26 protein-coding genes are annotated in these 23335 nt (G+C 48.9%); 22 read left to right on the forward strand and 4 right to left on the reverse strand.

Translation table 11 applies throughout. From position 1 onward, the window contains the following. Nucleotides 1-92: 92 nt before the first annotated feature. The 8 genes from OCV96_RS04955 (at nucleotide 93) to OCV96_RS04990 (ending at nucleotide 8486) form a co-directional block, all read left to right on the forward strand. A complete protein-coding gene (locus OCV96_RS04955; protein ID WP_022312621.1) occupies nucleotides 93-821 on the forward strand; it encodes an N-acetylmuramoyl-L-alanine amidase in 729 nt (242 codons plus the stop codon). 104 nt (nucleotides 822-925) lie between these two features. Further along, nucleotides 926-2710 (forward strand): DUF6020 family protein, encoded by a 1785-nt coding sequence (locus OCV96_RS04960; protein ID WP_262593692.1) that lies wholly within the window; start codon nucleotides 926-928, stop codon nucleotides 2708-2710. Between the two features lie 68 nt (nucleotides 2711-2778). Beyond that, complete coding sequence (locus OCV96_RS04965; protein ID WP_262593693.1) at nucleotides 2779-3843, forward strand: L-threonylcarbamoyladenylate synthase; 1065 nt, start codon at nucleotides 2779-2781, stop codon at nucleotides 3841-3843. Nucleotides 3844-3867: 24 nt separating this feature from the next. Further along, the gene (gene rpiB / locus OCV96_RS04970) at nucleotides 3868-4299 is read left to right on the forward strand and encodes a ribose 5-phosphate isomerase B (protein ID WP_022312618.1); all 432 of its coding nucleotides are present in this window, start codon (nucleotides 3868-3870) and stop codon (nucleotides 4297-4299) included. Nucleotides 4300-4368: 69 nt separating this feature from the next. Continuing rightward, complete coding sequence (gene upp / locus OCV96_RS04975; protein ID WP_022312617.1) at nucleotides 4369-4998, forward strand: uracil phosphoribosyltransferase; 630 nt, start codon at nucleotides 4369-4371, stop codon at nucleotides 4996-4998. A gap of 11 nt (nucleotides 4999-5009) precedes the next feature. Further along, the gene (locus tag OCV96_RS04980; RefSeq protein WP_022312616.1) at nucleotides 5010-5501 is read left to right on the forward strand and encodes a deoxycytidylate deaminase; all 492 of its coding nucleotides are present in this window, start codon (nucleotides 5010-5012) and stop codon (nucleotides 5499-5501) included. 50 nt (nucleotides 5502-5551) lie between these two features. Then, a complete protein-coding gene (locus OCV96_RS04985) occupies nucleotides 5552-6691 on the forward strand; it encodes a cell wall hydrolase (RefSeq protein WP_262593694.1) in 1140 nt (379 codons plus the stop codon). Nucleotides 6692-6707: 16 nt separating this feature from the next. After that, nucleotides 6708-8486, forward strand: coding sequence for a GGDEF domain-containing protein (locus tag OCV96_RS04990; protein WP_262593695.1), 1779 nt, complete (start codon nucleotides 6708-6710; stop codon nucleotides 8484-8486). Nucleotides 8487-8606: 120 nt separating this feature from the next. Here the strand turns inward: OCV96_RS04990 and OCV96_RS04995 are convergent, their stop codons facing one another. Together OCV96_RS04995 and OCV96_RS05000 are read right to left on the reverse strand one after the other, a co-directional pair. Then, the gene (locus OCV96_RS04995; protein WP_022312613.1) at nucleotides 8607-9089 is read right to left on the reverse strand and encodes a ribonuclease FAU-1 family protein; all 483 of its coding nucleotides are present in this window, start codon (nucleotides 9087-9089) and stop codon (nucleotides 8607-8609) included. A gap of 35 nt (nucleotides 9090-9124) precedes the next feature. Continuing rightward, nucleotides 9125-9694: a GNAT family N-acetyltransferase gene (locus OCV96_RS05000; RefSeq protein ID WP_227732796.1), complete on the reverse strand. Its 570-nt coding sequence runs from the start codon at nucleotides 9692-9694 to the stop codon at nucleotides 9125-9127. Between the two features lie 244 nt (nucleotides 9695-9938). Between OCV96_RS05000 and OCV96_RS05005 the strand changes: the two genes are divergently transcribed. The 13 genes from OCV96_RS05005 (at nucleotide 9939) to OCV96_RS05065 (ending at nucleotide 21357) form a co-directional block, all read left to right on the forward strand. Next, a complete protein-coding gene (locus OCV96_RS05005; protein WP_022312611.1) occupies nucleotides 9939-10196 on the forward strand; it encodes an AtpZ/AtpI family protein in 258 nt (85 codons plus the stop codon). Beyond that, a complete protein-coding gene (locus OCV96_RS05010) occupies nucleotides 10168-10695 on the forward strand; it encodes an ATP synthase subunit I (protein ID WP_182427052.1) in 528 nt (175 codons plus the stop codon). Before OCV96_RS05005 ends, OCV96_RS05010 begins: the two co-directional genes overlap by 29 nt. A 12-nt stretch (nucleotides 10696-10707) precedes the next feature. Next, nucleotides 10708-11439 (forward strand): F0F1 ATP synthase subunit A, encoded by a 732-nt coding sequence (gene atpB, locus OCV96_RS05015; protein WP_118503654.1) that lies wholly within the window; start codon nucleotides 10708-10710, stop codon nucleotides 11437-11439. Between the two features lie 80 nt (nucleotides 11440-11519). Then, nucleotides 11520-11774, forward strand: a complete 255-nt coding sequence (gene atpE / locus OCV96_RS05020) for an ATP synthase F0 subunit C (RefSeq protein WP_022154830.1) — start codon at nucleotides 11520-11522, stop codon at nucleotides 11772-11774. Nucleotides 11775-11826: 52 nt separating this feature from the next. Further along, complete coding sequence (gene atpF, locus OCV96_RS05025) at nucleotides 11827-12342, forward strand: F0F1 ATP synthase subunit B (RefSeq protein ID WP_022312608.1); 516 nt, start codon at nucleotides 11827-11829, stop codon at nucleotides 12340-12342. Further along, complete coding sequence (gene atpH, locus OCV96_RS05030) at nucleotides 12330-12878, forward strand: ATP synthase F1 subunit delta (protein ID WP_022312607.1); 549 nt, start codon at nucleotides 12330-12332, stop codon at nucleotides 12876-12878. The genes atpF and atpH overlap by 13 nt, the downstream gene beginning before the upstream one ends. Nucleotides 12879-12906: 28 nt before the next feature. Continuing rightward, nucleotides 12907-14415 (forward strand): F0F1 ATP synthase subunit alpha, encoded by a 1509-nt coding sequence (atpA, locus tag OCV96_RS05035; protein ID WP_262593696.1) that lies wholly within the window; start codon nucleotides 12907-12909, stop codon nucleotides 14413-14415. A 39-nt stretch (nucleotides 14416-14454) separates the two neighbouring features. Next, nucleotides 14455-15315 (forward strand): ATP synthase F1 subunit gamma, encoded by an 861-nt coding sequence (atpG, locus tag OCV96_RS05040; protein ID WP_022312605.1) that lies wholly within the window; start codon nucleotides 14455-14457, stop codon nucleotides 15313-15315. A 42-nt stretch (nucleotides 15316-15357) separates the two neighbouring features. After that, entirely contained in the window at nucleotides 15358-16752 is a 1395-nt protein-coding gene (gene atpD, locus OCV96_RS05045; protein ID WP_022312604.1) for a F0F1 ATP synthase subunit beta, read from the forward strand. A gap of 20 nt (nucleotides 16753-16772) precedes the next feature. Further along, nucleotides 16773-17174 carry an ATP synthase F1 subunit epsilon gene (gene atpC / locus OCV96_RS05050; RefSeq protein WP_022312603.1) on the forward strand — a complete coding sequence of 134 codons (402 nt, stop codon included), beginning with the start codon at nucleotides 16773-16775 and terminating at the stop codon, nucleotides 17172-17174. A 62-nt stretch (nucleotides 17175-17236) separates the two neighbouring features. Continuing rightward, nucleotides 17237-17581, forward strand: a complete 345-nt coding sequence (locus OCV96_RS05055; RefSeq protein ID WP_022312602.1) for a hypothetical protein — start codon at nucleotides 17237-17239, stop codon at nucleotides 17579-17581. 48 nt (nucleotides 17582-17629) lie between these two features. Further along, on the forward strand, nucleotides 17630-18811 hold the full coding sequence (locus OCV96_RS05060) for a class I SAM-dependent methyltransferase (RefSeq protein WP_262593697.1): 1182 nt from the start codon (nucleotides 17630-17632) through the stop codon (nucleotides 18809-18811). A 14-nt stretch (nucleotides 18812-18825) separates the two neighbouring features. After that, nucleotides 18826-21357 (forward strand): hypothetical protein, encoded by a 2532-nt coding sequence (locus OCV96_RS05065; protein WP_262593698.1) that lies wholly within the window; start codon nucleotides 18826-18828, stop codon nucleotides 21355-21357. A 71-nt stretch (nucleotides 21358-21428) separates the two neighbouring features. On the opposite strand, the gene OCV96_RS05070 is transcribed toward OCV96_RS05065, so the two are convergent. Together OCV96_RS05070 and OCV96_RS05075 are read right to left on the reverse strand one after the other, a co-directional pair. After that, nucleotides 21429-21923 carry a QueT transporter family protein gene (locus OCV96_RS05070; protein WP_118669391.1) on the reverse strand — a complete coding sequence of 165 codons (495 nt, stop codon included), beginning with the start codon at nucleotides 21921-21923 and terminating at the stop codon, nucleotides 21429-21431. Nucleotides 21924-22297: 374 nt separating this feature from the next. Continuing rightward, complete coding sequence (locus OCV96_RS05075; RefSeq protein ID WP_262593699.1) at nucleotides 22298-22429, reverse strand: hypothetical protein; 132 nt, start codon at nucleotides 22427-22429, stop codon at nucleotides 22298-22300. Nucleotides 22430-22736: 307 nt separating this feature from the next. Here OCV96_RS05075 and pth point away from each other — a divergent pair, with 307 nt between their 5' ends. Next, nucleotides 22737-23309 carry an aminoacyl-tRNA hydrolase gene (gene pth / locus OCV96_RS05080; protein ID WP_262593700.1) on the forward strand — a complete coding sequence of 191 codons (573 nt, stop codon included), beginning with the start codon at nucleotides 22737-22739 and terminating at the stop codon, nucleotides 23307-23309. Nucleotides 23310-23335 lie beyond the last annotated feature (26 nt).

Genomic DNA, 23335 nt, shown 5'->3' on the forward strand with positions numbered 1-23335 from the left:
AAAACAAAAGGATTTCTTAATTTTCGGAAGATATTTCCAGAGAAAAAGGCATATAAAATCATATAGAATAAAAGAGACACCGGAGAACAGGGATGGAACAGAAAGTGTTAAGGGCGGTGATGGTATGCCTGTTGCTTATGTCTATGGCGATACTTGGCAGGGAAACGGCGACATATGTGGAAACGGTAAATGTCGTGAATGCCTTGCAGGGGAATAATGCGGACACGGACGGAATACCGACGGTAGTGATCGATGCCGGCCATGGCGGGGATGACCCGGGGAAGATTGGTATCAACGGAGCACCGGAGAAGGATATCAATCTCCGGATCACAGAGAAACTGAGACAGTATCTGGAGGCAGACGGAATCCGGGTGGTGCTGACCAGAGAGACGGAGGATGGATTGTATGATGCATCTGCTCCCAATAAGAAAGTGCAGGATATGAAACGCCGGATCGAAAAGATTGAGCAGACGGATCCGGTTCTCACGGTGAGCATCCATCAGAACAGCTATCCGGAAGAGTATGTGCACGGAGCGCAGGTCTTCTATTATAATGGCAGCAGCGGAGGGGAACAACTGGCAGGGCTGATCCAGACACAGCTGGTCCAGGATCTGGATCCGGAGAACCACCGGCAGATCAAGCCCAACGACAGCTATTATCTTTTGAAAAAAACCAAAGGAACCATCGTCATTGTGGAATGCGGCTTCCTGTCCAATGCGGCAGAGGCGGGAAAACTGTGTGACGAGGCCTATCAGGACAGAGTGGCATGGTCGATCCACAAAGGAATTTTACAGTACATTAACGGGATACAGAGGGATTGAAACGGGAAATACAAAATAAAGGCACGAGTTGTATACACAGTGTTATTATGATAATATAAGATTTATACGTTATGACAGAATTTTATAAAGTTACGGGAGAGAAAATGAGTCGATATCAAAAAATAAGAAATGTTCTGTTGACCGTGATCGTGACATTGGCATTGCAATGTACATTTGAAGTCTGCCTGGGAGGATACGTGGATTCGAATCTTGTCAATGGGCTGAATAAACTGTGCGGAGCATTTACGGTGCTGGATTATACAGATCTGTTAACGGCTGCGGCAGTATTTGTAATGCTTAAGGAAGTGAAGAAAAGAGAGGCGAAGACAGATGTGGCAACGTTGGTGCTTTCTGTTATTCTGTCATTCCTTCTTATAGTATGTATCAGCTTTAAGAAATATGATTCTGCCATTTTCCTGTGGGGCAATTCTTTTCAGATACTTTTATCCACGTACTGTGTTTTGGGGTTTGCAGTGTTATTGTATCTGGTATTGCGCCTGGTATATTTTGGGCTGGAGCATGTGGAATTACCCGCAGAGCAGGGCAAAAAGCACCTACAGATGGTGGGTTTTTTTGTAATAGCCTTCAGCTGGCTGTTCTGGATCCTGCTAAATTATCCGGGAACTACCAGCGGGGACGGTCTGGTGCAACTGAAACAGTTTCTGGGTGAACAGGACTGGGGAGCGGCACATCCGCCATTTTCCTCCGCAATTATGGGAATCTGTTTTGTGCTGGGAAGAACCATTGCAGATGCCAATTTCGGCTTTTTCCTGTATTGCCTGTTGCAGACACTGGTAGGGGCCTATGCTTTTTCCCTCAGCATGAAAAAACTGCAGGAGCTGGGAATTTCATGGAAATGGTGTGCCGTGGGAATCCTGTTTTTCGCCTTGACACCTTTTTGGGGAACCTATGCCCAATGGTTTGAGAAAGATCTGCTGTATGCGGAAATGACGGTGTTACAGGCAGTATATCTGATGTCGGTACTGAAAAAGAAGGAATGTGGCGGGAAAGATGCGGCGGGACTGATTGTATTCAGTGTATTATCCTGCCTGCTTAGAAATAACGGGATCTATGCGATTGTTCCGGCACTGCTTTTGCTGGCAATTTATCTGAAAGGCAAAGAACGCAGGAAGGCATTCCTGGTATTGCTGGCAACTGTGGTGATCTATGAACTGATCACGGTGGTGGGATACAGAGCGTTGATCGATGTGGGAAAACCGGCAGCTTCCGAGGGGCTGAGCGTACCGTTCCAGCAGACGGCGAGATATGTCTGTGAATACGAAGATGAGGTTACGGAATATGAGAGACAGGTGATCAATGATACCCTGAACTTTGATGCTATGAAAAATTATGAACCCCGGATTTCGGATCCCATCAAAATATTATATCGAGGCGGAGACCTGGGGCCCTACATGAAAATATGGGTGCAGATGTTTTTCAAGCATCCGGGATGCTATGTGGCGGCATTTGTCAACAAGGGCTATGGCTATCTGGCACCGGTGGAACAGAACATAGAGGCATGGATCCAGCTGGAGTATCCGGAATATGCGCAGGAACAGGGAATTCATCATACATTCCCCATTCAGACATCGGAGTTTCTGCTGCAGATCTGGTTCCTCAGTATGCGGCTGCCGCTGATCAAGTATCTGTGTACTCCGGGATTGTATACCTGGATTCTGGTAGTGCTGGCATTTTTCCTGTGGAAAAAGAAAAGATACAGTGCGTTGATACTGCTGGTTCCCGGCTTTATAAACGTGTTGGTGTGCCTGGCATCCCCCATGTCCAATGCAATCCGCTATGAACTGCCGACCGTGGCGGTGATTCCGCTGCTGGTCGGATGGACCGTTTATTCTGTACACACAACATCCCGGCAGACCGGAGAGGAATAATCTTTCCATTTGACTGGGGATATGATATACTATATCCAAATGCAATTTAGAACACAGAAGGTAAAAACATGGAGACTGAGATCATAAAGATTCGTCCCGGAGAGGGCCCCGTCAGCGAAGAAGATGAGGAGAAACTCCGGGCGGCGGGAGCAATCCTGCAGCAGGGAGGACTGGTGGCTTTCCCTACCGAGACCGTGTACGGGCTGGGGGGAGATGCACTGAATCCTTCGTCTTCCCAGAAAATATATGCGGCAAAGGGCAGACCGTCCGACAACCCACTGATCGTTCATATTTATCGGTTTGAGGACATTTACAAGATTACAAAGGAGGTACCGGAACAGGCACGGAAGATCGCGGATGCTTTCTGGCCGGGTCCCCTGACCATGATCCTGCCGAAATCAGACGCGGTGCCTTATGAGACCACAGGTGGTCTGGATACGGTAGCAATCCGTATGCCCTCGCATCCGGCGGCGCAGAAGCTGATCAAATACAGCGGGGGATATATTGCGGCGCCCAGTGCCAATACTTCCGGCAAGCCCAGTCCCACAGTGGCAAAATATGTCGAAGAAGATATGATGGGGCGGATCGATGCCATCATTGATGGCGGTGAGGTGGGGATTGGCCTGGAATCCACCATTATTGACCTGACGGTGACACCGCCACAGATCCTGCGGCCCGGATACATTACCCAGGAGAAACTGAGCATAGTGCTGGGAACAGTGGATACGGACACCACGATCCTGCGGGCAGACAGCGGACAGGCACCCAAGGCCCCCGGAATGAAGTACAGACATTATGCACCCAGGGGAGAACTCACCATCGTAGAGGGAACCCCGGGGCAGGTAAGGGAGTATATTAACCGGGCTGCGGCAGCAGACCATACCGCAGGAGAGAAGACCGGAATCATCGGAACCGAAGAAATGCTGTCCGGTTATATAGCAGATGTGGTGAAAAGTGTCGGCAGCCGTAAGGATGAGGGCAGTATCGCCAGACATCTGTACACCATTCTGAGAGAATTCGATGATGAAGGTGTGACAAAGATCTATTCCGAGGGATTTTCCACGGAAGGCTTCGGACAGGCCATTATGAACCGGCTGTTGAAAGCAGCGGGCCATAAAGTAGTAAAACTTTAAACAGAAAATACGAGGAGAAGGAAAATGATAGCAATTGCAAGTGATCATGGCGGATATGATCTGAAAGAAAGAGTAAAGAAATATTTAGAGGAGAAGAACATTCCATATCAGGATATGGGATGTGACAGCAAGGCAAGCTGCGATTACCCTGTGTTTGGACATGCAGCGGCAAGGGCTGTGGCAGACGGTACCTGCGAGAAGGGCATCGTGATCTGCACCACCGGTATCGGTATCAGCATTTCTGCCAACAAGGTAAAGGGGATCCGCTGCGCACTCTGCTCCGATCCTCTGTCGGCGAAGATGACCAGACTGCACAACGATGCCAACATGCTGGCAATGGGTGCAGGCATTGTCGGTGAGAACCTGGCGCTGGAGATCGTGGAGACTTTCCTGAATACACCTTTTTCCGGAGAAGAGAGACACAGCCGCAGAATCAGCCTGATCGAAGAGGTTTAGTGCATTACACAGACACGAACAACAACGGAATACCCTTATAACAAATACAAAACACAGGAGGACAACAATATGTCAAAAGTAGTAGTTATGGATCACCCCTTAATCGAGCAGAAGATCGGAATCATCCGCAGAAAGGAGACCGGTACCAAGGACTTCAGACAGAACATCAGCGAGATCGCAATGCTGATCGGTTATGAAGCAACCAAGGATCTGCCTCTGGAAGAAGTAGAGATCGAGACCCCTATCTGCAAGACCACCGTGAAGCAGTTAAAGGGTAAAAAGCTGGCACTGGTACCTATCCTGCGTGCAGGTCTGGGTATGGTAGACGGTATGTTATCCCTGATCCCTGCTGCAAAAGTAGGACATATCGGCCTGTATCGTGATCCTGAGACCTTAAAGCCTGTAGAATATTACTGCAAGCTGCCTGCAGACTGTGCAGAGCGTGAGGTATTCGTGGTAGATCCCATGCTGGCTACCGGCGGTTCTTCCATCGCAGCCATCCAGCTGTTAAAGGACAAGGGCTGCAAGAGCATCCGTCTGCTGTGCATCATCGCTGCACCCGAAGGTGTAAAAGCTATGCAGGAAGCACATCCGGATGTGGATATCTATATCGGAGCACTGGATCAGAAGCTGAATGATCATGGATACATTGTTCCCGGACTGGGAGATGCAGGAGACCGTATTTTCGGTACCAAATAAAGGAGACATCCATGAGTGCCAAACGCAGCGATTATATCAGCTGGGATGAATATTTTATGGGGGTGGCCCACCTGTCTGGAATGCGGTCCAAGGACCCGAATACCCAGGTGGGAGCCTGCATTGTCAGCCCGGACAACAAGATCCTGTCCATGGGATACAACGGCTTCCCCAAGGGGTGTTCCGACGATGAGTTCCCCTGGGAGAGGGAGAACGACAATGACAGGAATCTGACAAAGTATCCCTTTGTAACACATAGTGAACTGAATGCTATTTTGAATTATCGTGGCGGTTCCCTGGAGGGGACGAAGCTGTATGTCTCTCTTTTTCCCTGCAATGAATGTGCGAAAGCCATTATCCAGGCGGGGATCCGCACGGTGGTATATGACAGCGATAAGTATGAGGGAACTCCGTCCAACCGGGCAGCCAAGCGGATGTTTGACGCGGCCGGAGTGAATTACGTGCAGTACCGTAAGACGGGCCGCATGATACGCATCGAGGTCTGAAGCAACAGATAAAAGGAGTAAAACGGTTGAAGCGCCTACAGAAGACAGCTGTGCTGCTTACAGCAGTGATCCTTGCAGGAGCCTTTTCTTCAGAAGATATCAAAGTGGAAGCTACCAGCAGTACCTGGCAGCAGATTCAGAAAGAGCAGGAAGAGAAAAACAACCTGCAGAATCAGCTGAATGAGGAAAATGATAATCTGGAGAACCTGAAGGGAGAACAGAATTCCCTCAAGGGACAACTGAATAATCTGAACGGTCAGCTGACGGAAGTCAGTAACAATCTGTCAGATCTGGAACAGCAGATCGCAGACAAGGAGCAGGAGATCGCGGATACCCAGGCCAGTCTGGAAGAGGCGAAAGCTACGGAAGCATGGCAGTATGAGTGTATGGTGATCCGGGTACGGGATATGTACGAGCGGAATGAGACCAGTTACATCAACGCTTTGCTGAATGCCCAGAGCTTCGATAAACTGCTGAACGCTGCGGACTTTTTTGAACGGATCGCAGCCTATGACCAGAAGAAACTGCAGGAATTCGAAGAGAACCGCAAGCTGATCGAAGAGGAAGAGGCGAGACTGCAGGCAGAGAAAACGGAGCTGGATAGTCTGAAGATGGCAGCGGAAGCCGAGAAAAGCAAGGTGTCCGGTCTGATCAGCCAGACATCTAATAGCATTGCAAAATATGCCGGGGATATTTCGGAAGCAGAGCAGAGAGCCCTGGCATATGAACAGGAGATCAAACAAAAAGAAGAAAATCTGGAAACACTCCGGAAAAAGCTGGCAGAAGAGATCGCCATGTCCCAGAAGGCGGCAAACGCAACCTGGCGGGACATTTCGGATATCTCCTTTGAAGAGGGAGACCGTTATCTGCTGGCAAATCTGATCTATTGTGAAGCGGGCGGAGAACCCTATGACGGTCAGCTGGCGGTAGCCAGTGTGGTTATCAACCGTGTCAGAAGTTCTGTTTATCCCAACACAGTGGTAGGAGTGATCTATCAGAACAAACAGTTCTCACCGGTGGCCAGCGGACGTCTGGAACTGGCATTGGCCACCAATAAAGCCACCAGCCGCTGCTACCAGGCGGCAGACGAGGCTATGTCCGGTGTGACCAATGTAGGAAACTGTGTATATTTCCGCACACCGGTGGAAGGACTGACAGGTATCAATATCGGCGGACACGTATTTTATTAAACGAAAGCGAAAATCTATGAGAATCAACAGCGTAGAACAAAAGGGTTATGCAAATGGAATCATGGACTGGAAGATCTTCGTAAGGCAGGATCTGGTAGTAGCCAAGGCGTCGGAATTTTTCTATGAATTCGTAGGGGAGAATTCTTTCCGGCCGGTGAGTGAACTGCTTCTGCCGGAAGACGGGGAGCTGTTGAAAAAAGCAGTGGAGGCGGATACGTTCCAACCGCTGGAACTGATCACGGTGCTTCACAATCTGAAGGACAGTGTAAGGAACGTGTATCTGCGTCTGGAACAGAGTGAACAGACGGAGAACGGGATTCCGTTGTATCAGATCACCGTTTCAGATATTCATGATCTGGAGAACCGGAATTTACGACTGGAGCAGAGCATTCTGAAGTACCGTCATTTTATGACATTGGAAGATGTTTACTTTTTTGAATATCTGATCGAACAGGACAGTATTACGGTCTATAAATATGTCAACGAGCGGGCCATGAACCAGTTTGAAGGGCCTATGAATGCGCTGATCCGGAATGTGGAACAGGCACATGAGGGCAGTGATATTTCCAGACTGGAAGATCAGCTGCGGACCTTTTGCGCACATCTGCGTAACGGGGACAATTTCTTCGAGATGGAATTCGTCAGCGGGCAGGAGGACAAGGGAATATGGAGGGTCAAAGGCGCACGGATCCCGAAGAAGCGTGATATGGTAGCGGGCATCATAACCCCGGACAGAAACCGGGAGAAGGAAGCCTATTATCTGACTCCGGCAGCCAGAGATGCCGGAACCGGTCTGCTGAACAAGCGGGCATGGACAGAGTACACCATCGAACAGCTGAACCGCAAGGATCATAGTACCAGATGGCTGGTGATCATTGATATTGATGATTTCAAACATATCAATGATACCTACGGACATATTTTTGGTGACCAGGTCATCCGGAGAGTGGCGGAGATCATGCAGGTGCTGGTGGGACAGCGGGGCGTGATCGGACGATTCGGCGGAGACGAGTATGTGATCCTGTTGGAGAAAGTGGAGACCAGAGAACAGCTGAAGACACTTTTGAAGACCATTGCGAAGGAATTTGCCCTGGCATTTGATCCGAAGACCCATGTGACAGCTTCTATCGGCGTATCGGAGTATCCGGTAGATGGAAGCGAATACGAGGAACTGATGCGCAAGGCGGATAAGGCACTCTATCTGGCCAAGGAAAAAGGCAAGAACCGCCATATCATCTATGAAGAGAGACTTCACGGCAAGCTGGAAAGCGACGATATGCAGAACATGGCTATGGCCTATGCGGTATCTAAGGAGAAAAAGCGGGAAGTCATCACGAAGATGATCACCGAACTGTGTGTATCCGGTGTGAACTCCATTGTAAAAAAGGAAGAACGTCTGCAGCAGATCCGCAGTCTCTTCGATCTGGATGGAATCACGATTTATTCAGAGTCGGGAGCGCAGCTGGTATGCCGGAATGGTAATTACATGGTAGAAGTACCGGATGGAAGAGGACTTTTTGAAGATGAGAAGTATCTTGCGCTATTCGGGGATGATGATAATTTTATAGAATCCAACACATTGAAACTCAGATTCCAGGATCCGGCGGCATTTGCCGTGATGCAGAAGCAGGAGATCGGTGCTTCCCTGCAATGTCTTTCCCGCAAAGAGGGAGTGCCGAATGTGATCGTGAACTTTGATGTGTTCAACCGCAACCGTAAGTGGTCGGATGAAGATATTACACTGTTGACGATTCTGGGACACTGCATCGGAAACCTGCTGAACTATTCAGAGTAAAGTAAGTGAGAGCAGAAGCTCGTCGGACACTTGTGTCCGTAAGAGCCTATGCTCTCATTTATTTTGCGAATGTGTTACTCTGAATAGTTCTGACCAGGGAGCAAAAAGTAAGCACTGCAGCTACAGCCCGCTCCTATCCAACGGATTCTGCAGCCTGTCGAACTTGTCCCGATAGATAATGGTGATCAGGTTGTTCAGCTGGCGCAGGCAGGCACTCATTTGAGCCTGGGTGATCAGCCCCTTTTCCAGAGCCTCGGCCAGCTCGTCCAGATCCACGACATGCATCCTTCCATCAGGATAGAGGATAATGTCAGCCAACAGATCCGTGACGATCAGGGAATTATCTTCCGGTCGGGAAGTATATTCCACAATATCGCAGTACCAGTACAGCAGAGAACCGTCATGGCGGTAGAACTTGCTGATCTTGAAGCCTTCCTTGAGATAATAGCAGGAACAGCCGTGGGAAAACGTGGTCTTGGGATTCAAGGTCTTCCATTTGGTCAGAATGTAGTCTTCGTTCTGCTCGACGATAATATCATCCTTTAATAAAATGCATTCTTCCGGGATCAGCCGTTTACGGTAGATCTGAAGTTCGTTGCTCATAGAGTTTCTCCTTTGTGCGGTGTGCTTTACAACGGTCACAGTTCCGGAAACGGGATAAAAGGCCTGGGAGGGATCGTATGAGGACACAGCGTCTTCTCCATCCAGATCATATCATGCCATGCATCCTGCTTGTAACCGGAAGCGTGAAAATGTGCCACGGTTTTATAACCATGCTTTTCGTGGAAGGCGATGCTGGGAGGATTGGGGTAGGTGATGCAGGCACAGACATTGCAGACGTGCTGTGCGGTCAGGTATTCCTCCAGCTTTTCGTATAACAGACTGCCGACACCGCTGCTTCGAAGATCCCGGCTGACATAGATGGAAGTCTCCACAGACCAGTCATAAGCAGCGCGGCTTTTAAAAGCGGATGCGTAAGCATATCCTGCCGGCTCCCCGTCCAGTTCAGCCACCAGGTAAGGATAACGGGTAAGAGTGTGACGGATCCGGTCCGCAAATTCTTCTGCGGAAGGAACGATGTACTCAAAGGTAATAGAGGTATTTTCCACATAAGGGGCATAAATGGCAACCAGCCTTGCAGCATCCTCAGGGGTGGCGATACGGATCCGCAGCTGTCTTTTGATGTCTGTAGTCTTTATTCGCGTCATCCTTCTTTCTATAAGGGTGTAAAGTCACTGAATAGTTATTCAAATAGTACTTCCGGAGAGATTTCAAGTCAATCTTTTTTTCGCAGGATTTTATAGATTTTTTACCATTTGGACAGGAGGATTTTACTGGACATCATATTAAGATTTCGTTATAATGACTATAGGTTTGCCCTGCAGTGGGAAAATATTTTCAAAAATGTACAAAAATAAATGCTGAGAGCAGAAATCAACACAGGAGGACACAGTGTCAAGAAAAAAGAAACCCTACGACAGACAGGTGTTTCGGGCGATCACACTGATCATGCAATTTGGTATCAATATGTTGGTACCGATCTGCCTGATGTCCGCAGCCGGCATCTGGCTGGATAAACATTTCGGAACGGACTTCTGGATGATCCTGCTTTTCTGTATGGGAGCTGTGGCCGGAGGGCAGAATGTATACCGGATGGCCAGGACAATTTATGAAGACGGCGATGATAAACACACTAAAAAAGATAAATAGAACGGTTCTGGAGATGGATCTGGGGATCTTGTTCCTGGGAGTGTCAGCGCAGATCATAGGAGCATTTATTGCAAAGGATGAAGCAATGTATGCCAAAAGTCTGTGGTTTGGCGTTCTGCTGGCGCTGGTTTCCACATATCATATGTACCGTTCCCTGGACCGGGCATTGGACCAGCCCGAGAAGACTGCTACGAAAATGATCATCCGTGCCTATGTCTTACGATATGTCATGTTGATTTTTTTCCTGTTGGTGATGATGAAGACCGGAGTGATGAATCCTCTGATTTTCTTTTTCACCTATGTTATATGTATGAAAGTAACGGCATTTCTACAGCCGCTTACCCATAAATTATGCAATAAACTGTTCCACGAGACGGATCCGATACCCCAGGCGATGCCGGAGGAGACTGCGGAAGACAAAACTGCTCCGCAGACTGCGGAAGAAGCGGAAGCCCCGAAGGATGGAGAAGTGACAGAGGAACAACAGAATAAACAATAAGGAGGTGAAACAATGGAACATGGAATTCTGTTATCCGGTGCCGACAATATCGACTTTATGATACATGGCGTGTTTAAGTATTCCTTTTTCGGCCATGAGGTATGGATAACGACCACACATGTGTGTGTGCTGATCGTCATGTTGCTTATCATTGGTTTTGCCATTGCTGCCAACCGCCAGATGGCCAAAGCCAGAGAAGTGCCGGAAGGTTTTCAGAATGTGGTGGAGCTGATCGTGGAGAAGCTGGATGCCATGGTGGATGCTCCCATGGGCAAGGCCGCACCGAAGTTCTACAACTACATCGGAACGATCTTCATCTTCATTCTGGTGAGCAATATTTCCGGTCTGTTAGGCCTGCGTCCCCCCACAGCGGACTACGGCGTGACATTGCCTCTCGGTGTTCTGACCTTCCTGCTGATCCATTACAATCAGTTCAAGTACCAGAAGCCGAAAGAAATCTGGGAAGGCATGTGTTCCCCGCTGCCCCCCTGGCTGCCGATCTGGCTGCCCATTAACCTGATCAGTGAGATCGCAGTACCGATTTCCCTTTCATTACGTCTGTTCGCAAACGTATTGTCCGGAACGGTAATGATGGCACTGATCTACGGACTGTTGGGTGTGATCGCTACAGCGTGGCCCGCAGCACTGCATGTATACTTTGACCTGTTCTCCGGAGCCATCCAGACATACGTATTCTGTATGCTGACCATGACTTACATTGCCAATGCAAGAGGAGACGCTTAAAGCTGTACTGTTCAGGTATGGCTATCTGAAACTATGCTAGAAAGATTCTGATAAGAATCTCAATAATAGGAGGATTTACTATGGATTTTAATGAAAACTTTATCTTAGGCTGTTCTGCAATCGGTGCTGGTCTGGCAGTTATTGCCGGTATCGGACCCGGTGTAGGCCAGGGTATCGCAGCAGGACACGCTGCTGCAGCAGTAGGACGTAATCCCGGAGCAAAGTCCGAGATCACTTCTACCATGTTATTGGGACAGGCAGTTGCCGAGACCACCGGTCTGTACGGTCTGTTGATTGCTATGCTGCTGCTGTTCGTAAAGCCCTTACTTCCCTGATTAAACGAAAGGAATGCGGATGAAAATGATACTATTAACAGAAGGCGAGACCATGTCAAGACTGTTTGACCTGGACTGGCAGCTGCTGGCAGACTCCTGCCTGATGATCATTGCCATCTTCGTATTGTTCCTGGCACTCAGCTATTTTCTGTTCAATCCGGCCAGAAAGTTCTTAAATGATCGTAAAGAGAAGATCAGGGGAGAACTGGAAGAGGCAAAGGACAATCAGGAAAAGGCCGCAGAACTGAAGGCACAGTATGAGGCGAAGTTGAAGGACATCGACAAAGAGGCGGAGGACATCTTAAGTGATGCCAGAAGACGGGCTCTTCAGAACGAGGAGCGTATCGTCACACAGGCCAAGGAAGAGGCAGCCAGAATCCTGGCGAGAGCACAGGAAGAAGCCAGACTGGAAAAGCAGAAAATGTCCGATGAGATCAAACAGGAGATCGTATCCGTGGCATCTGTCATGGCAGGTAAGCTGGTAGGCGCTTCCATAGATACCACCAGACAGAACAGCCTGATCGAAGAGACGCTGAAGGAAATGGGTGAGGATACATGGCAAAATTAGTTTCCAAAGTCTATGGAGAAGCCCTTTTCGAAGCGGCAGTCGACCATGGAAATGCGATCCAGCTGATGAATGAGACCGCACAGCTTGAGAAAATATTGGAAGACAATCCGGATTTTGACAAGCTGATGAAACATCCCGGAATCCCCAAACAGGAAAAACTCTCCATGGTGGAACAGGTCTTCCGTGGCAGAGTCAGTGATGATCTGACAGAGTTTCTGAAGATCGTGGTGACCAAGGAACGTTACGGCTCATTAAAGGCAATCTTTGCTTATTTTACCGAACTGGTCAGAGAATCTGAAAAGATGGGAACCGCATATGTGGATACCGCAGTGGAGCTGACGGAGGCCCAGAAGCAGGCAGTGAAAAATAAGCTGCTGGCTACGACTTCCTATCAGACCTTTGATGTGTATTACCATGTGGATCCGACGCTGATCGGCGGAATGGTGATCCGGGTGGGTGACCGGGTGGTGGACAGCAGTATCCGGACCAAACTGGAAGATATGAAGAAACAATTATTAAATATTCAGCTGGGATGACCGGCTGAAAGAAAGGTGCGACAGATCCATGAATTTAAGACCAGAAGAAATTAGTTCCGTCATTAAGGAACAGATCGAAAGATATTCTTCCCAACTGGATGTATCCGATGTCGGAACCGTCATTCAGGTAGCGGATGGTATCGCTCGTGTACATGGACTGGAAAATGCCATGCAGGGTGAGCTGTTACAGTTCCCCGGCGATGTATATGGCATGGTGCTGAATCTGGAAGAAGATAATGTCGGTGTCGTATTGTTGGGAAGTGCCAGCAATATCGAAGAGGGTGATATCGTCAAGACCACCGGACGTGTGGTAGAGGTTCCCGTAGGAGACGCATTGCTTGGACGAGTAGTGAACTCCTTAGGACAGCCTATTGATGGTAAAGGCCCCGTACAGACTGACAAATTCCGTAAGATTGAGCGTGTGGCAAGTGGTGTAATCACTCGTAAGAGCGTAGACACGCCGCTCCAGACAGGTATCAAGGCAATCGACTCCATGGTTCCCATCGGAAGAGGTCAGCGTGAGCTGATCATCGGTGACCGTCAGACCGGTAAGACCGCTATTGCGATCGACACGATCATCAACCAGAAGGGTCAGAATGTAAAATGTATCTATGTAGCTATCGGTCAGAAAGCATCTACCGTGGCTAATATCGTAAAAACACTGGAGGAGTTCGGTGCCATGGCTTATACCACCGTTGTGGTATCCACGGCAAGTGACCTGGCTCCCTTACAGTATATCGCTCCTTATTCCGGTTGTGCGATCGGTGAGGAGTGGATGGAGAACGGAGAAGACGTACTGGTGGTATATGATGACCTGAGTAAACATGCTACTGCATACCGTACACTCTCCCTGCTCCTTCGTCGTCCGCCCGGACGTGAAGCATATCCCGGTGACGTATTCTACCTGCATTCCAGACTGCTGGAGCGTGCAGTCCGCATGAGCGACGAATACGGCGGAGGTTCCCTGACGGCACTTCCCATCATTGAGACCCAGGCAGGCGATGTATCTGCATACATCCCTACCAACGTTATTTCCATTACCGATGGACAGATCTATCTGGAGACAGAAATGTTCAACTCCGGTTTCCGTCCTGCGATAAATGCAGGTCTGTCCGTATCCCGTGTAGGTGGTGCCGCACAGATCAAGGCTATGAAGAAGATCGCAGCACCTATCCGTACCGAGCTTGCCCAGTACAGAGAGCTTGCTTCCTTCGCACAGTTCGGATCCGAACTGGATGCGGATACCAAGGAGAAGCTGGCACAGGGCGAACGGATCAAAGAAGTGCTGAAGCAGCCTCAGTACCAGCCCATGCCGGTACAATATCAGGTAATCATCATCTACGCAGTCACTAAGAGATTCCTGCTGGATGTACCTGTAGAGGAAATCACCAGATTCGAGAAGGAATTCTTCGAGTATCTGGATACGAAGCATCCCGAGATCCCCGCAGCGATCGCTGAGGAAAAAGTGATCTCCGATGCTACGGAAGAGAAGCTGGTAAAAGCCCTGAATGATTTCAAGGCAGAATTTCTGAAATAAGTGTGTCGGCCGCAGATTGCGGCAGAATGAGAGGTAACTATGGCATCAATGCGTGATATCAAGCGCCGTAAGACCAGCATTCAGGGCACACAGCAGATCACCAAGGCCATGAAGCTGGTATCTACGGTAAAGCTTCAGAGAGCCAGAGCAGGTGCAGAACGTTCTCAGACGTATTTTGACTGTATGTATGATACCGTAAACAATATCCTGTCCAGGGTAGGTCATCTGGAACATAAGTATCTCGTTCCGGGGGCTTCCCCCAAAAAGGCGGTCATTGTCATCACCTCCAACCGAGGTCTGGCAGGCGGTTACAACTCCAATGTGGCCAAGCTGATCACTGGACAGGAGGAGTGGAAGGCAGAAGACGTTGTGGTCTATGCCATCGGTAATAAGGGCCGGGAGATTCTGGAGAGAAAGGGATATACCGTGAAGGAATCCTATCCGGAGGTCATCGAAGAGCCCACATATGCCGAAGCAATGCTTCTGTCGGACAAACTGCTGACATCATTTGCAGCCGGAGAGATCGGCGAGATTTATCTGGCATACACACACTTCAAGAACACGGTGAGCCACGAGCCGAAGCTGTTGAAGCTTCTGCCCGTGGAATATGATGCAGAGGCGGGTGCATCCACAGAGGGTGCCGATGCGCTGATGAATTTCGAACCGGAAGATGTGGAAGCACTGGATATGATCATACCGAAATATATATCCAGTCTGATCTATGGTGCACTGATGGAAGCGGCAGCCAGTGAGAACGGTGCCCGTATGCAGGCCATGGATAATGCCACCAGCAATGCGGAGGATATGATCAGTGATCTGTCACTGAAGTACAACCGCGCAAGACAGGGAAGCATTACCCAGGAGCTTACAGAGATCATTGCAGGCGCAGAGGCGCTTTAACTATTGTAATAATGCCCATCAGTGGGCAGGAAAGAGGTAGAAATGGCAGGAGAGAATAAAGGAAGGATCACCCAGGTCATCGGTGCCGTACTGGATGTACGCTTCGATGAGGGCAAACTTCCCGAGATCAATGACGCGATCCGCATCCCTACCAGAGATGGAGGAGAACTGGTAGTGGAAGTCTCCCAGCATTTGGGTGATGACACTGTCAGATGTATTGCCATGGGTACTACCGACGGACTTGTGAGAGGAATGGAGGCTATCGCCACCGGATCTCCCATTTCCGTACCGGTAGGAGAGAATACCCTGGGCAGAATATTTAATGTACTGGGTCAGCCGATTGATAACAAGCCGGTACCGGCAGGAGTGTCTTACGAGCCTATCCACCGTGCCGCACCGACCTTCGCAGAGCAGTCTACGGACACAGAACTGCTGGAGACCGGTATTAAGGTCGTTGACCTGCTCTGCCCTTATCAGAAGGGTGGTAAGATCGGTCTGTTCGGTGGTGCCGGTGTAGGTAAGACCGTACTGATCCAGGAGCTGATCCGTAATATCGCAACCGAGCACGGCGGATATTCCGTATTCACCGGTGTAGGCGAGCGTACCCGTGAGGGTAACGACCTGTACCACGAGATGCAGGAGTCCGGCGTATTGGACAAGACCACCATGGTATTCGGACAGATGAACGAGCCCCCCGGAGCAAGAATGAGAGTCGGTCTGACCGGACTGACCATGGCAGAGTACTTCCGTGACAAGGGCGGAAAAGATGTGCTGTTGTTCATCGACAACATCTTCCGATTCACCCAGGCCGGAAGTGAGGTATCTGCACTGTTAGGCCGTATGCCTTCCGCAGTAGGATACCAGCCTACATTACAGACAGAGATGGGTGCGCTCCAGGAGCGTATCACATCCACCAAGAACGGTTCCATTACTTCCGTACAGGCAGTTTATGTGCCTGCGGATGACCTGACAGACCCGGCACCTGCGACCACATTCGCACATCTGGATGCCACCACGGTTCTGTCCCGTTCTATTGTAGAATTGGGAATTTATCCCGCAGTGGATCCTCTGGAGTCCACATCCCGCATTCTGGATCCCAGAATCGTAGGTAAGGAGCATTATGAGACCGCCCGCGGTGTACAGGAGATCCTGCAGAGATATAAGGAATTACAGGATATTATTGCTATCCTCGGTATGGATGAGCTGTCCGAGGAAGACAAGCTGGTCGTATCCCGTGCCCGTAAGATCCAGAGATTCCTGTCCCAGCCTTTCTTCGTGGCAGGACAGTTCACCGGTCTGGAAGGAAAATATGTACCTATCAGCGAGACCATCCGTGGATTCCGTGAGATCCTGGACGGTAAGCATGATGATATTCCGGAGAGCTACTTCCTGAATGCCGGAAGCATTGATGATGTACTGGCAAAGGTTCATGCATAGCATGAGAGGGGAGTACAGATATGGCAGATAAAGAATTCACACTTCGTATCATAACCCCGGAAAGAGTATTCTATGAGGGAATTGTGGATATGGTAGAATTCAATACCACGGAAGGACAGATTGGTGTCCTTCCGGGCCACATTCCCCTGACGGTGATCGTGAAGCCGGGTATCCTGCATATTACGGAGAAGGACGGAGAGAAGGAGGCAGCATTGCATTCCGGATTCGCCGAGATCCTTCCCGAAGGAGTTACCATTCTGGCAGAGATTATCGAATGGCCGAATGAGATCGATGAAAACCGTGCGGAGGCAGCATTGCACCGTGCGGAAGAGAGACTGCGCAGCAAGACGCCGGAGACGGATATTGCCAGGGCAGAGACGGCATTGCAGAGAGCAATGGCGAGAATTCAGGTGCTGCGATAAGCTTCGCAGCACCTCTTTTTTCTTTTACGCATATGCTATAAAAAAGCATGAGGCATTTGGATATGGTATCAAGGCCTTTTTTTATGACACTTCCGGGCTATCCGGGAAGAATGGATGAAAACGAGATCTTAAATGATCTGGAATATCTGCAGCAGACCTATCCCGGAGAGGTCAGACGCTGTCAGCGCAGAATTGCGGAAATATTGGACAAATACGACTATGAAGGAAGCATGATCTATGATGAATATCCGGACCGCCTGAGTCTGTTCCGGATAGCGGATACGATCAGCACGATCCTGGAACAGGAAGCGGAAAAAGTATCAAAGGATCTGATCCATGTGTTGGTGTGCAATGAGATCTACAAAAGGAGACACGGTGGACGACGGGGAATGATTGCGTTCTTATAGGAAAGCGTGCTATAATATGCGCAAAACATTTGAAAAACAGGATAAACCATGGAAGAACTGAAAATACTTTTACAGAAAATTTTGAATAAAGATCTGCAGCAGATCATCCTGAGCAACAGCCGTCATCCAGAACAGACCCAGAAGGTAAAGATCCGCCCGGTGCTGATCCGGGAGGAACTGTTGTTCCAGGAGACTGCTTACAGAGGAACTCAGGCGTTTCACGAGAATTTTACAGCAGAACAGCTGACGGACCGGATCTGCACCGCCTTACAGGAGCAGTTCCGGCAGGGAGAATTCTCAGCGAAGACCCTGCAGGCCACCGCTCTGGTCAGCAAAAAGGGCAAGCTGACACTGAAGGTGAAAAACAGTGGCAAGGCACCGCGGACGGAGGGGGCGGCTGCTTCTGAAGAGGAGGAACTGCAGGCACTGGCTCACAACCGTACCAAGCATTATATTTTAGAGGAAGGAAAACCGGTGGATTTCCTGGTAGGACTGGGCGTGCAGACCCCGGACGGCCGGGTGACCAGGGCGAGATTTGATAAATTCCGTCAGATCAACCGGTATCTGGAATTTATCGAGGATGTGATCGATGAACTGCCGAAAGACCGTACCATCCGCATTATTGATTTTGGCTGCGGCAAATCCTATCTTACCTTTGCAATGTACTATTATCTGCATGAATTACAGCATAGAGATATCCAGGTGACCGGACTGGATCTGAAGACCGATGTGATCCAGCACTGCAATGAACTGGCGGAAAAGCTGGGGTATGACAGATTAAAGTTCGAGAGGGGAGACATCAGTACCTACGAGGGCACAGATGTGGCGGACATGGTGGTGACCCTGCATGCCTGTGACCTTGCCACAGATTATGCGTTAGACAAGGCGGTAAAATGGGGGGCCAGAGTCATTCTGGCGGTTCCCTGTTGTCAGCATGAACTGAACCGGCAGATAAAATGTGATCCTTTAAAACCAGTGTTAAAATACGGCATCATCAAGGAGCGCGTGGCAGCACTGCTCACCGATGCTTTGAGAGCAAATCTGCTGGAACAACAGGGCTATGAGACCCAGATCCTGGAATTCATCGATATGGAACATACCCCGAAGAATCTGTTGATCCGGGCAGTGAAAAAGAATGGTATGCGCCCGAAGAAAAGCGCAGATATCGGTACTGTGGAGGAACTGCTCCATGTGGCACCGACACTGGAAAAATTGCTGAATAATGAATGAGTGAAGAATCAAGAATGAAGAAAACGATCATTAGAATTGCCGTGTGTGTTGTAGTATTTCTGGCATCAGCACTGATCATCGGCAGCATTATGAATCAGGGACATAACAATATGACCATGGAGATGGCTCCGGCCACTCTGCCTATGATCACCATGGAAAGCGGCGGTGTGGCATGCAATGAACTGCACGGAAATACCGTGGAGATGGATGTGGCTTACCAGAAGGACTGCATTACTCTGCTGGGGGAGGGCAGACAGGCGAATTTCACCGTGGATACGTTCGGAAGAGAAATTACGGGGATCTCGACAGAGGTTCGCAGCATCGACGGCAGCCGGCTGATCGAGAACAGTGAAGTCACCGGATGGAAGGCAAATGGGAAAAGCTTTTCCGTTTCCCTTACGTTAAAAGACCTGATCGACACGAATACACAATACAGTCTGACCCTGATCCTGGAACTGGAAGGGGAACAGAAGGTATATTATTATACGACTATTTTATGGAATGATGATGTGCATATTTCGGAAATCCTGGAATTTGCGACAGATTTCCACGGAAAATTATACGACAAGGAAATGGCCAAGGAACTGACGAAATATCTGGAATCGAATTCCAAGCTGACAGATAACGGCACTTTTCATAAAGTGAATATTCACAGCAGCTTTCAGCAGATCACCTGGGGCAGTCTGGAACCGGTCCAGGAGGACGCGGCTTCCATCCGGCTGACACAGATCAGTGGGAATGTGGCCTCTCTGCTGATGGATTTTGTGGTATCCACCGGAGAGGGCAAAAATAAGATCTACTACAATGTCGAAGAGTATTACAGAGTCAGATATACTTCGGAGAGAATGTATCTGCTGGATTATGAGCGTACCATGACACAGATCCCGGATACTACCCGGATGTATGCCAATGACAAGATCCTTCTGGGAATCACGGATGAAAATGTGGATATGATGGAGAGTGCGGATGGCAATACCGTGGTGTTCTCCGATATGGGGCAATTACTCAGCTATAATGCGGCTACCAACGGACTGACAGTGATCTTCTCCTTCTATGGTAAAGATAATGCCGACCGGCGGACTCTGTATGACAATCATGGCATCAAGATCCTGGATGTAGACGAGGGCGGTAATGTGAAATTTGCCGTGTATGGTTACATGAATCGCGGAAGACATGAGGGGGAGACCGGCATTCAGATCATCAGCTATGACAATTCGCTGAATACGATCGAGGAAGAAGTCTATATCCCATATTCCAAGAGCTATGCGGTGCTGAAGGATGAGATGGAACAGCTGCTGTACCGGAACAGACAGCAACATGTATATTTTTTCCTGGAAAACGGTGTCTATGATGTGGATCTGGAGAATCGCAGCGCTGAACAGCTGGTAAGTATAAGACAGGATGACAGCCTTCAGGTATCGGAGAATCATGAGATCATCGTATGGCAGGAAGGGGATGACATCAACCACAGCAACCAGCTGAATGTCCGGAATCTGAATACCGGAGAACAGACAGTGATCCGGGCGGAGGACGGTGAGGCTATCCGGCCGCTTGGCTTCATGGGAGAAGATATTATCTACGGCGTGGCCAGGGAGAGCGACATCCGGACAGAGAATTCCGGACAGATCTTTTACCCCATGTATAAGGTCTGCATCAGCAATTCTTCCGGAGATAATCTGAAGGAATACGGACAGGATGGCATCTACATCGTGGATTGCGCCATCGAGGGCAATCAGATCACCCTGTCGAGAATACAGCGTTCTGAGAACGGCAGCTATCAGGAGATCCTGGATGACCAGATCATGAACAATGTGGAAGAAGAGCCGGGACAGAATAAAGTAGTCACAGCGGATATTGATATTTATGAGAGATATGTGCAGATACAGACCAAGACAACCATTGATACCAGGACTATCAAGGTGCTGAATCCGAAGGAGGTCGTATTTGAGGGCGGAAGAGAACTGACACTGGATGCGGTCAGCGAAGTTTCCAGATATTATGTATACAATGCTTATGGGGTACAGGGCATTTACAGTGCTCCCGGGAAAGCGGTGAAGGAAGCCTACGATTCCGCCGGGGTTGTTGCGAACGACCGAGGCATTACGGTATGGCTGAAGGGCAATCGTGTCAGCAGGAACCAGATCATGGCAATCAAGGAAGAAAGTGTCACGGACCAGAAGAACAGCCTGACGGTATGTCTGGACAATATCCTGCGGCATGCCGGAATCACCCGCAACACCGAATATGACCTGGCGCAGGGCAAGACGGCAATACAGATTCTGGAAGAAAATATGACAGGCGTACAGGTACTGGATCTGAGCGGCTGTAGTCTGGATGCGGTACTGTATTATGTGAATCAGGATATTCCGGTACTGGCGATCCTGGAGGATGGCGAGGCGGTGCTGGTGACCGGATTTAATGAATTCAACGTTGTCATCATGGAGCCGTCCACCGGAAAGTTGTACAAAAAGGGAATGAACGATGCTACAACATGGTTCGCGGAGAACGGCAATCATTTTATTTCCTATATGAAAATAGAAAATTAAATACAAGTGGACAGCAAAAGGCGTCCGGAACCTGTGAAAGGATCCGGACGCCTTTTTGGCGGGATGACCGCTTATTTCTGTACGTCAAAAATGTATTTGCGGTATTTCTGTAACACGGTGCGTAACAGCATGCCGAGCACTCCGCAGGAAATGATCTCACCGATACCCACAGTCAGCATGAAATAAGGAATGCCACCCTCTAAATGATACACATAAGCCAGCACGAAAGGAACGATGATGGTGTTGGCGATGATGGGAGGCAGGGGAGCCAGCCATTTGTTCTTATCACGCAGCAGATATGTGCCGAAGGCACCGATCAGGGTTGCGAGACTGCCGAAGATAATGTCGAGCAGCATACAGCCGGTCATGGTATTGCTGATGATACATCCCAGGAAAAGTCCCGGTATGGCAGCAGGGGTAAATACGGGAAGAATGGTCAGGGCTTCCGAGAAGCGGACCTGAATGGCATAATTTGCCAGTCCCAGAGCGTTGGCTAACATGGTCAGCACAACATAGAGAGCAGCGATCACCGCTCCGTGTACGAGGTACAGTACTTTCTTGTTCATTTGTTTTCTCCTTTAGTTTTTATTTACGTGTGGAAGGTCCCGAACACACGAATGGATTTCCGAAAAGCCTTGATTTCAGGGCGTTTCAGCCTTACCAGTATACCAGTATTCCGGAAAAAGTCAAGCCCGGGTACAATTTTGGCACAATTCAGGCACAGGATTAGATAAGGGGAGATAGAACCAGATAAAAGAAAAGCCTTGAAAATGGGTTTATTCTCCGCTTTATAGAGATTTAAGACATTTCAGGGGACTTATGTAAATGGTGAATTTTATTGACGAAATCAAAAGAGAGTGTTAAGATAATAATAAAAGAAAAGAGTGTTACCGTACAGCAACGGTTCACCTGGTTTTTAGTTACAGATCAAGAAAGCAACCTATTCCTGGCGAGGGCGGTTGCTTTTTTGATGTTTATGTTTCCGTGCAGTCTGTACGATACTGATAAGCGTTACGATGATACTGATGATCGTAACAACAATACCGACAATGCCTACCACTGTTTCCAGCATCTTATGTACCTTTCAATAGATTTCCCATCTGTATCACCTCCAATAATACTGGAAGCTCTCAAAATGTCATCATTTTGGCGAAAGGTGAACCGCTTACCGTTTTGGTAACACTCCACTATTATTATAAAATACAATGCCGGGAATAGATACTTTAGATTCGGAAAATAAGTAACGAAATATGCCATGCGGAAATTGGCTGTTTTCCCGAAAATAAAATTTGTGCAAAATAACCAATAGTTGCATTTTCTGCGTAAAAATGCGAAAATATAAGTTAACGCATTGATTGCAAGAAAGTAAGGAGAAAGCTATGTATATTATCGCAGGGCTGGGAAATCCAGGCAAAGAATATGAAAATACCAGACATAATATCGGGTTTGATGTCATAGACAGATTAGCAGAGGAAGAAAATATCGCCGTCATGGAGAGCAAGCATAAGGCACTGATCGGCAAGGGCTACGTGGCAGGGCAGAAGGTGATCCTGGCGAAGCCCCAGACTTTCATGAATCTGAGCGGTGAGAGCATCCGGGAGATCGTGGATTATTACAAGGTGGATGACACCGCGGAACTGATCGTGATCTCTGACGACATCAGCCTGGATGTGGGACAGCTCCGCATCCGCAAAAAGGGCAGCGCCGGTGGCCATAACGGCCTCAAGAATATCATCAAAATGTTAGGGCATGATACTTTTATCCGCGTGCGTATGGGCGTGGGAGAGAAGCCGAAGAACTTCGATCTGGCAGACTACGTGCTGGGACATTTTCCGGCGGAGGAACGAAGCATCATGGACGAAGCGGCGAAGACCGCAGCAGAAGCTATCCGTATGATCATCACTGAGAATGCGGATGCAGCCATGAACCATTTTAACAGTAAGAAAGCGTAACGGTTGTATAGTAAGAGGAAAAAGCG

The sequence above is a fragment of the Waltera acetigignens genome, from assembly GCF_025567015.1.
In the GTDB taxonomy this organism is placed as follows: Bacteria; Bacillota; Clostridia; order Lachnospirales; family Lachnospiraceae; genus Acetatifactor; species Acetatifactor acetigignens.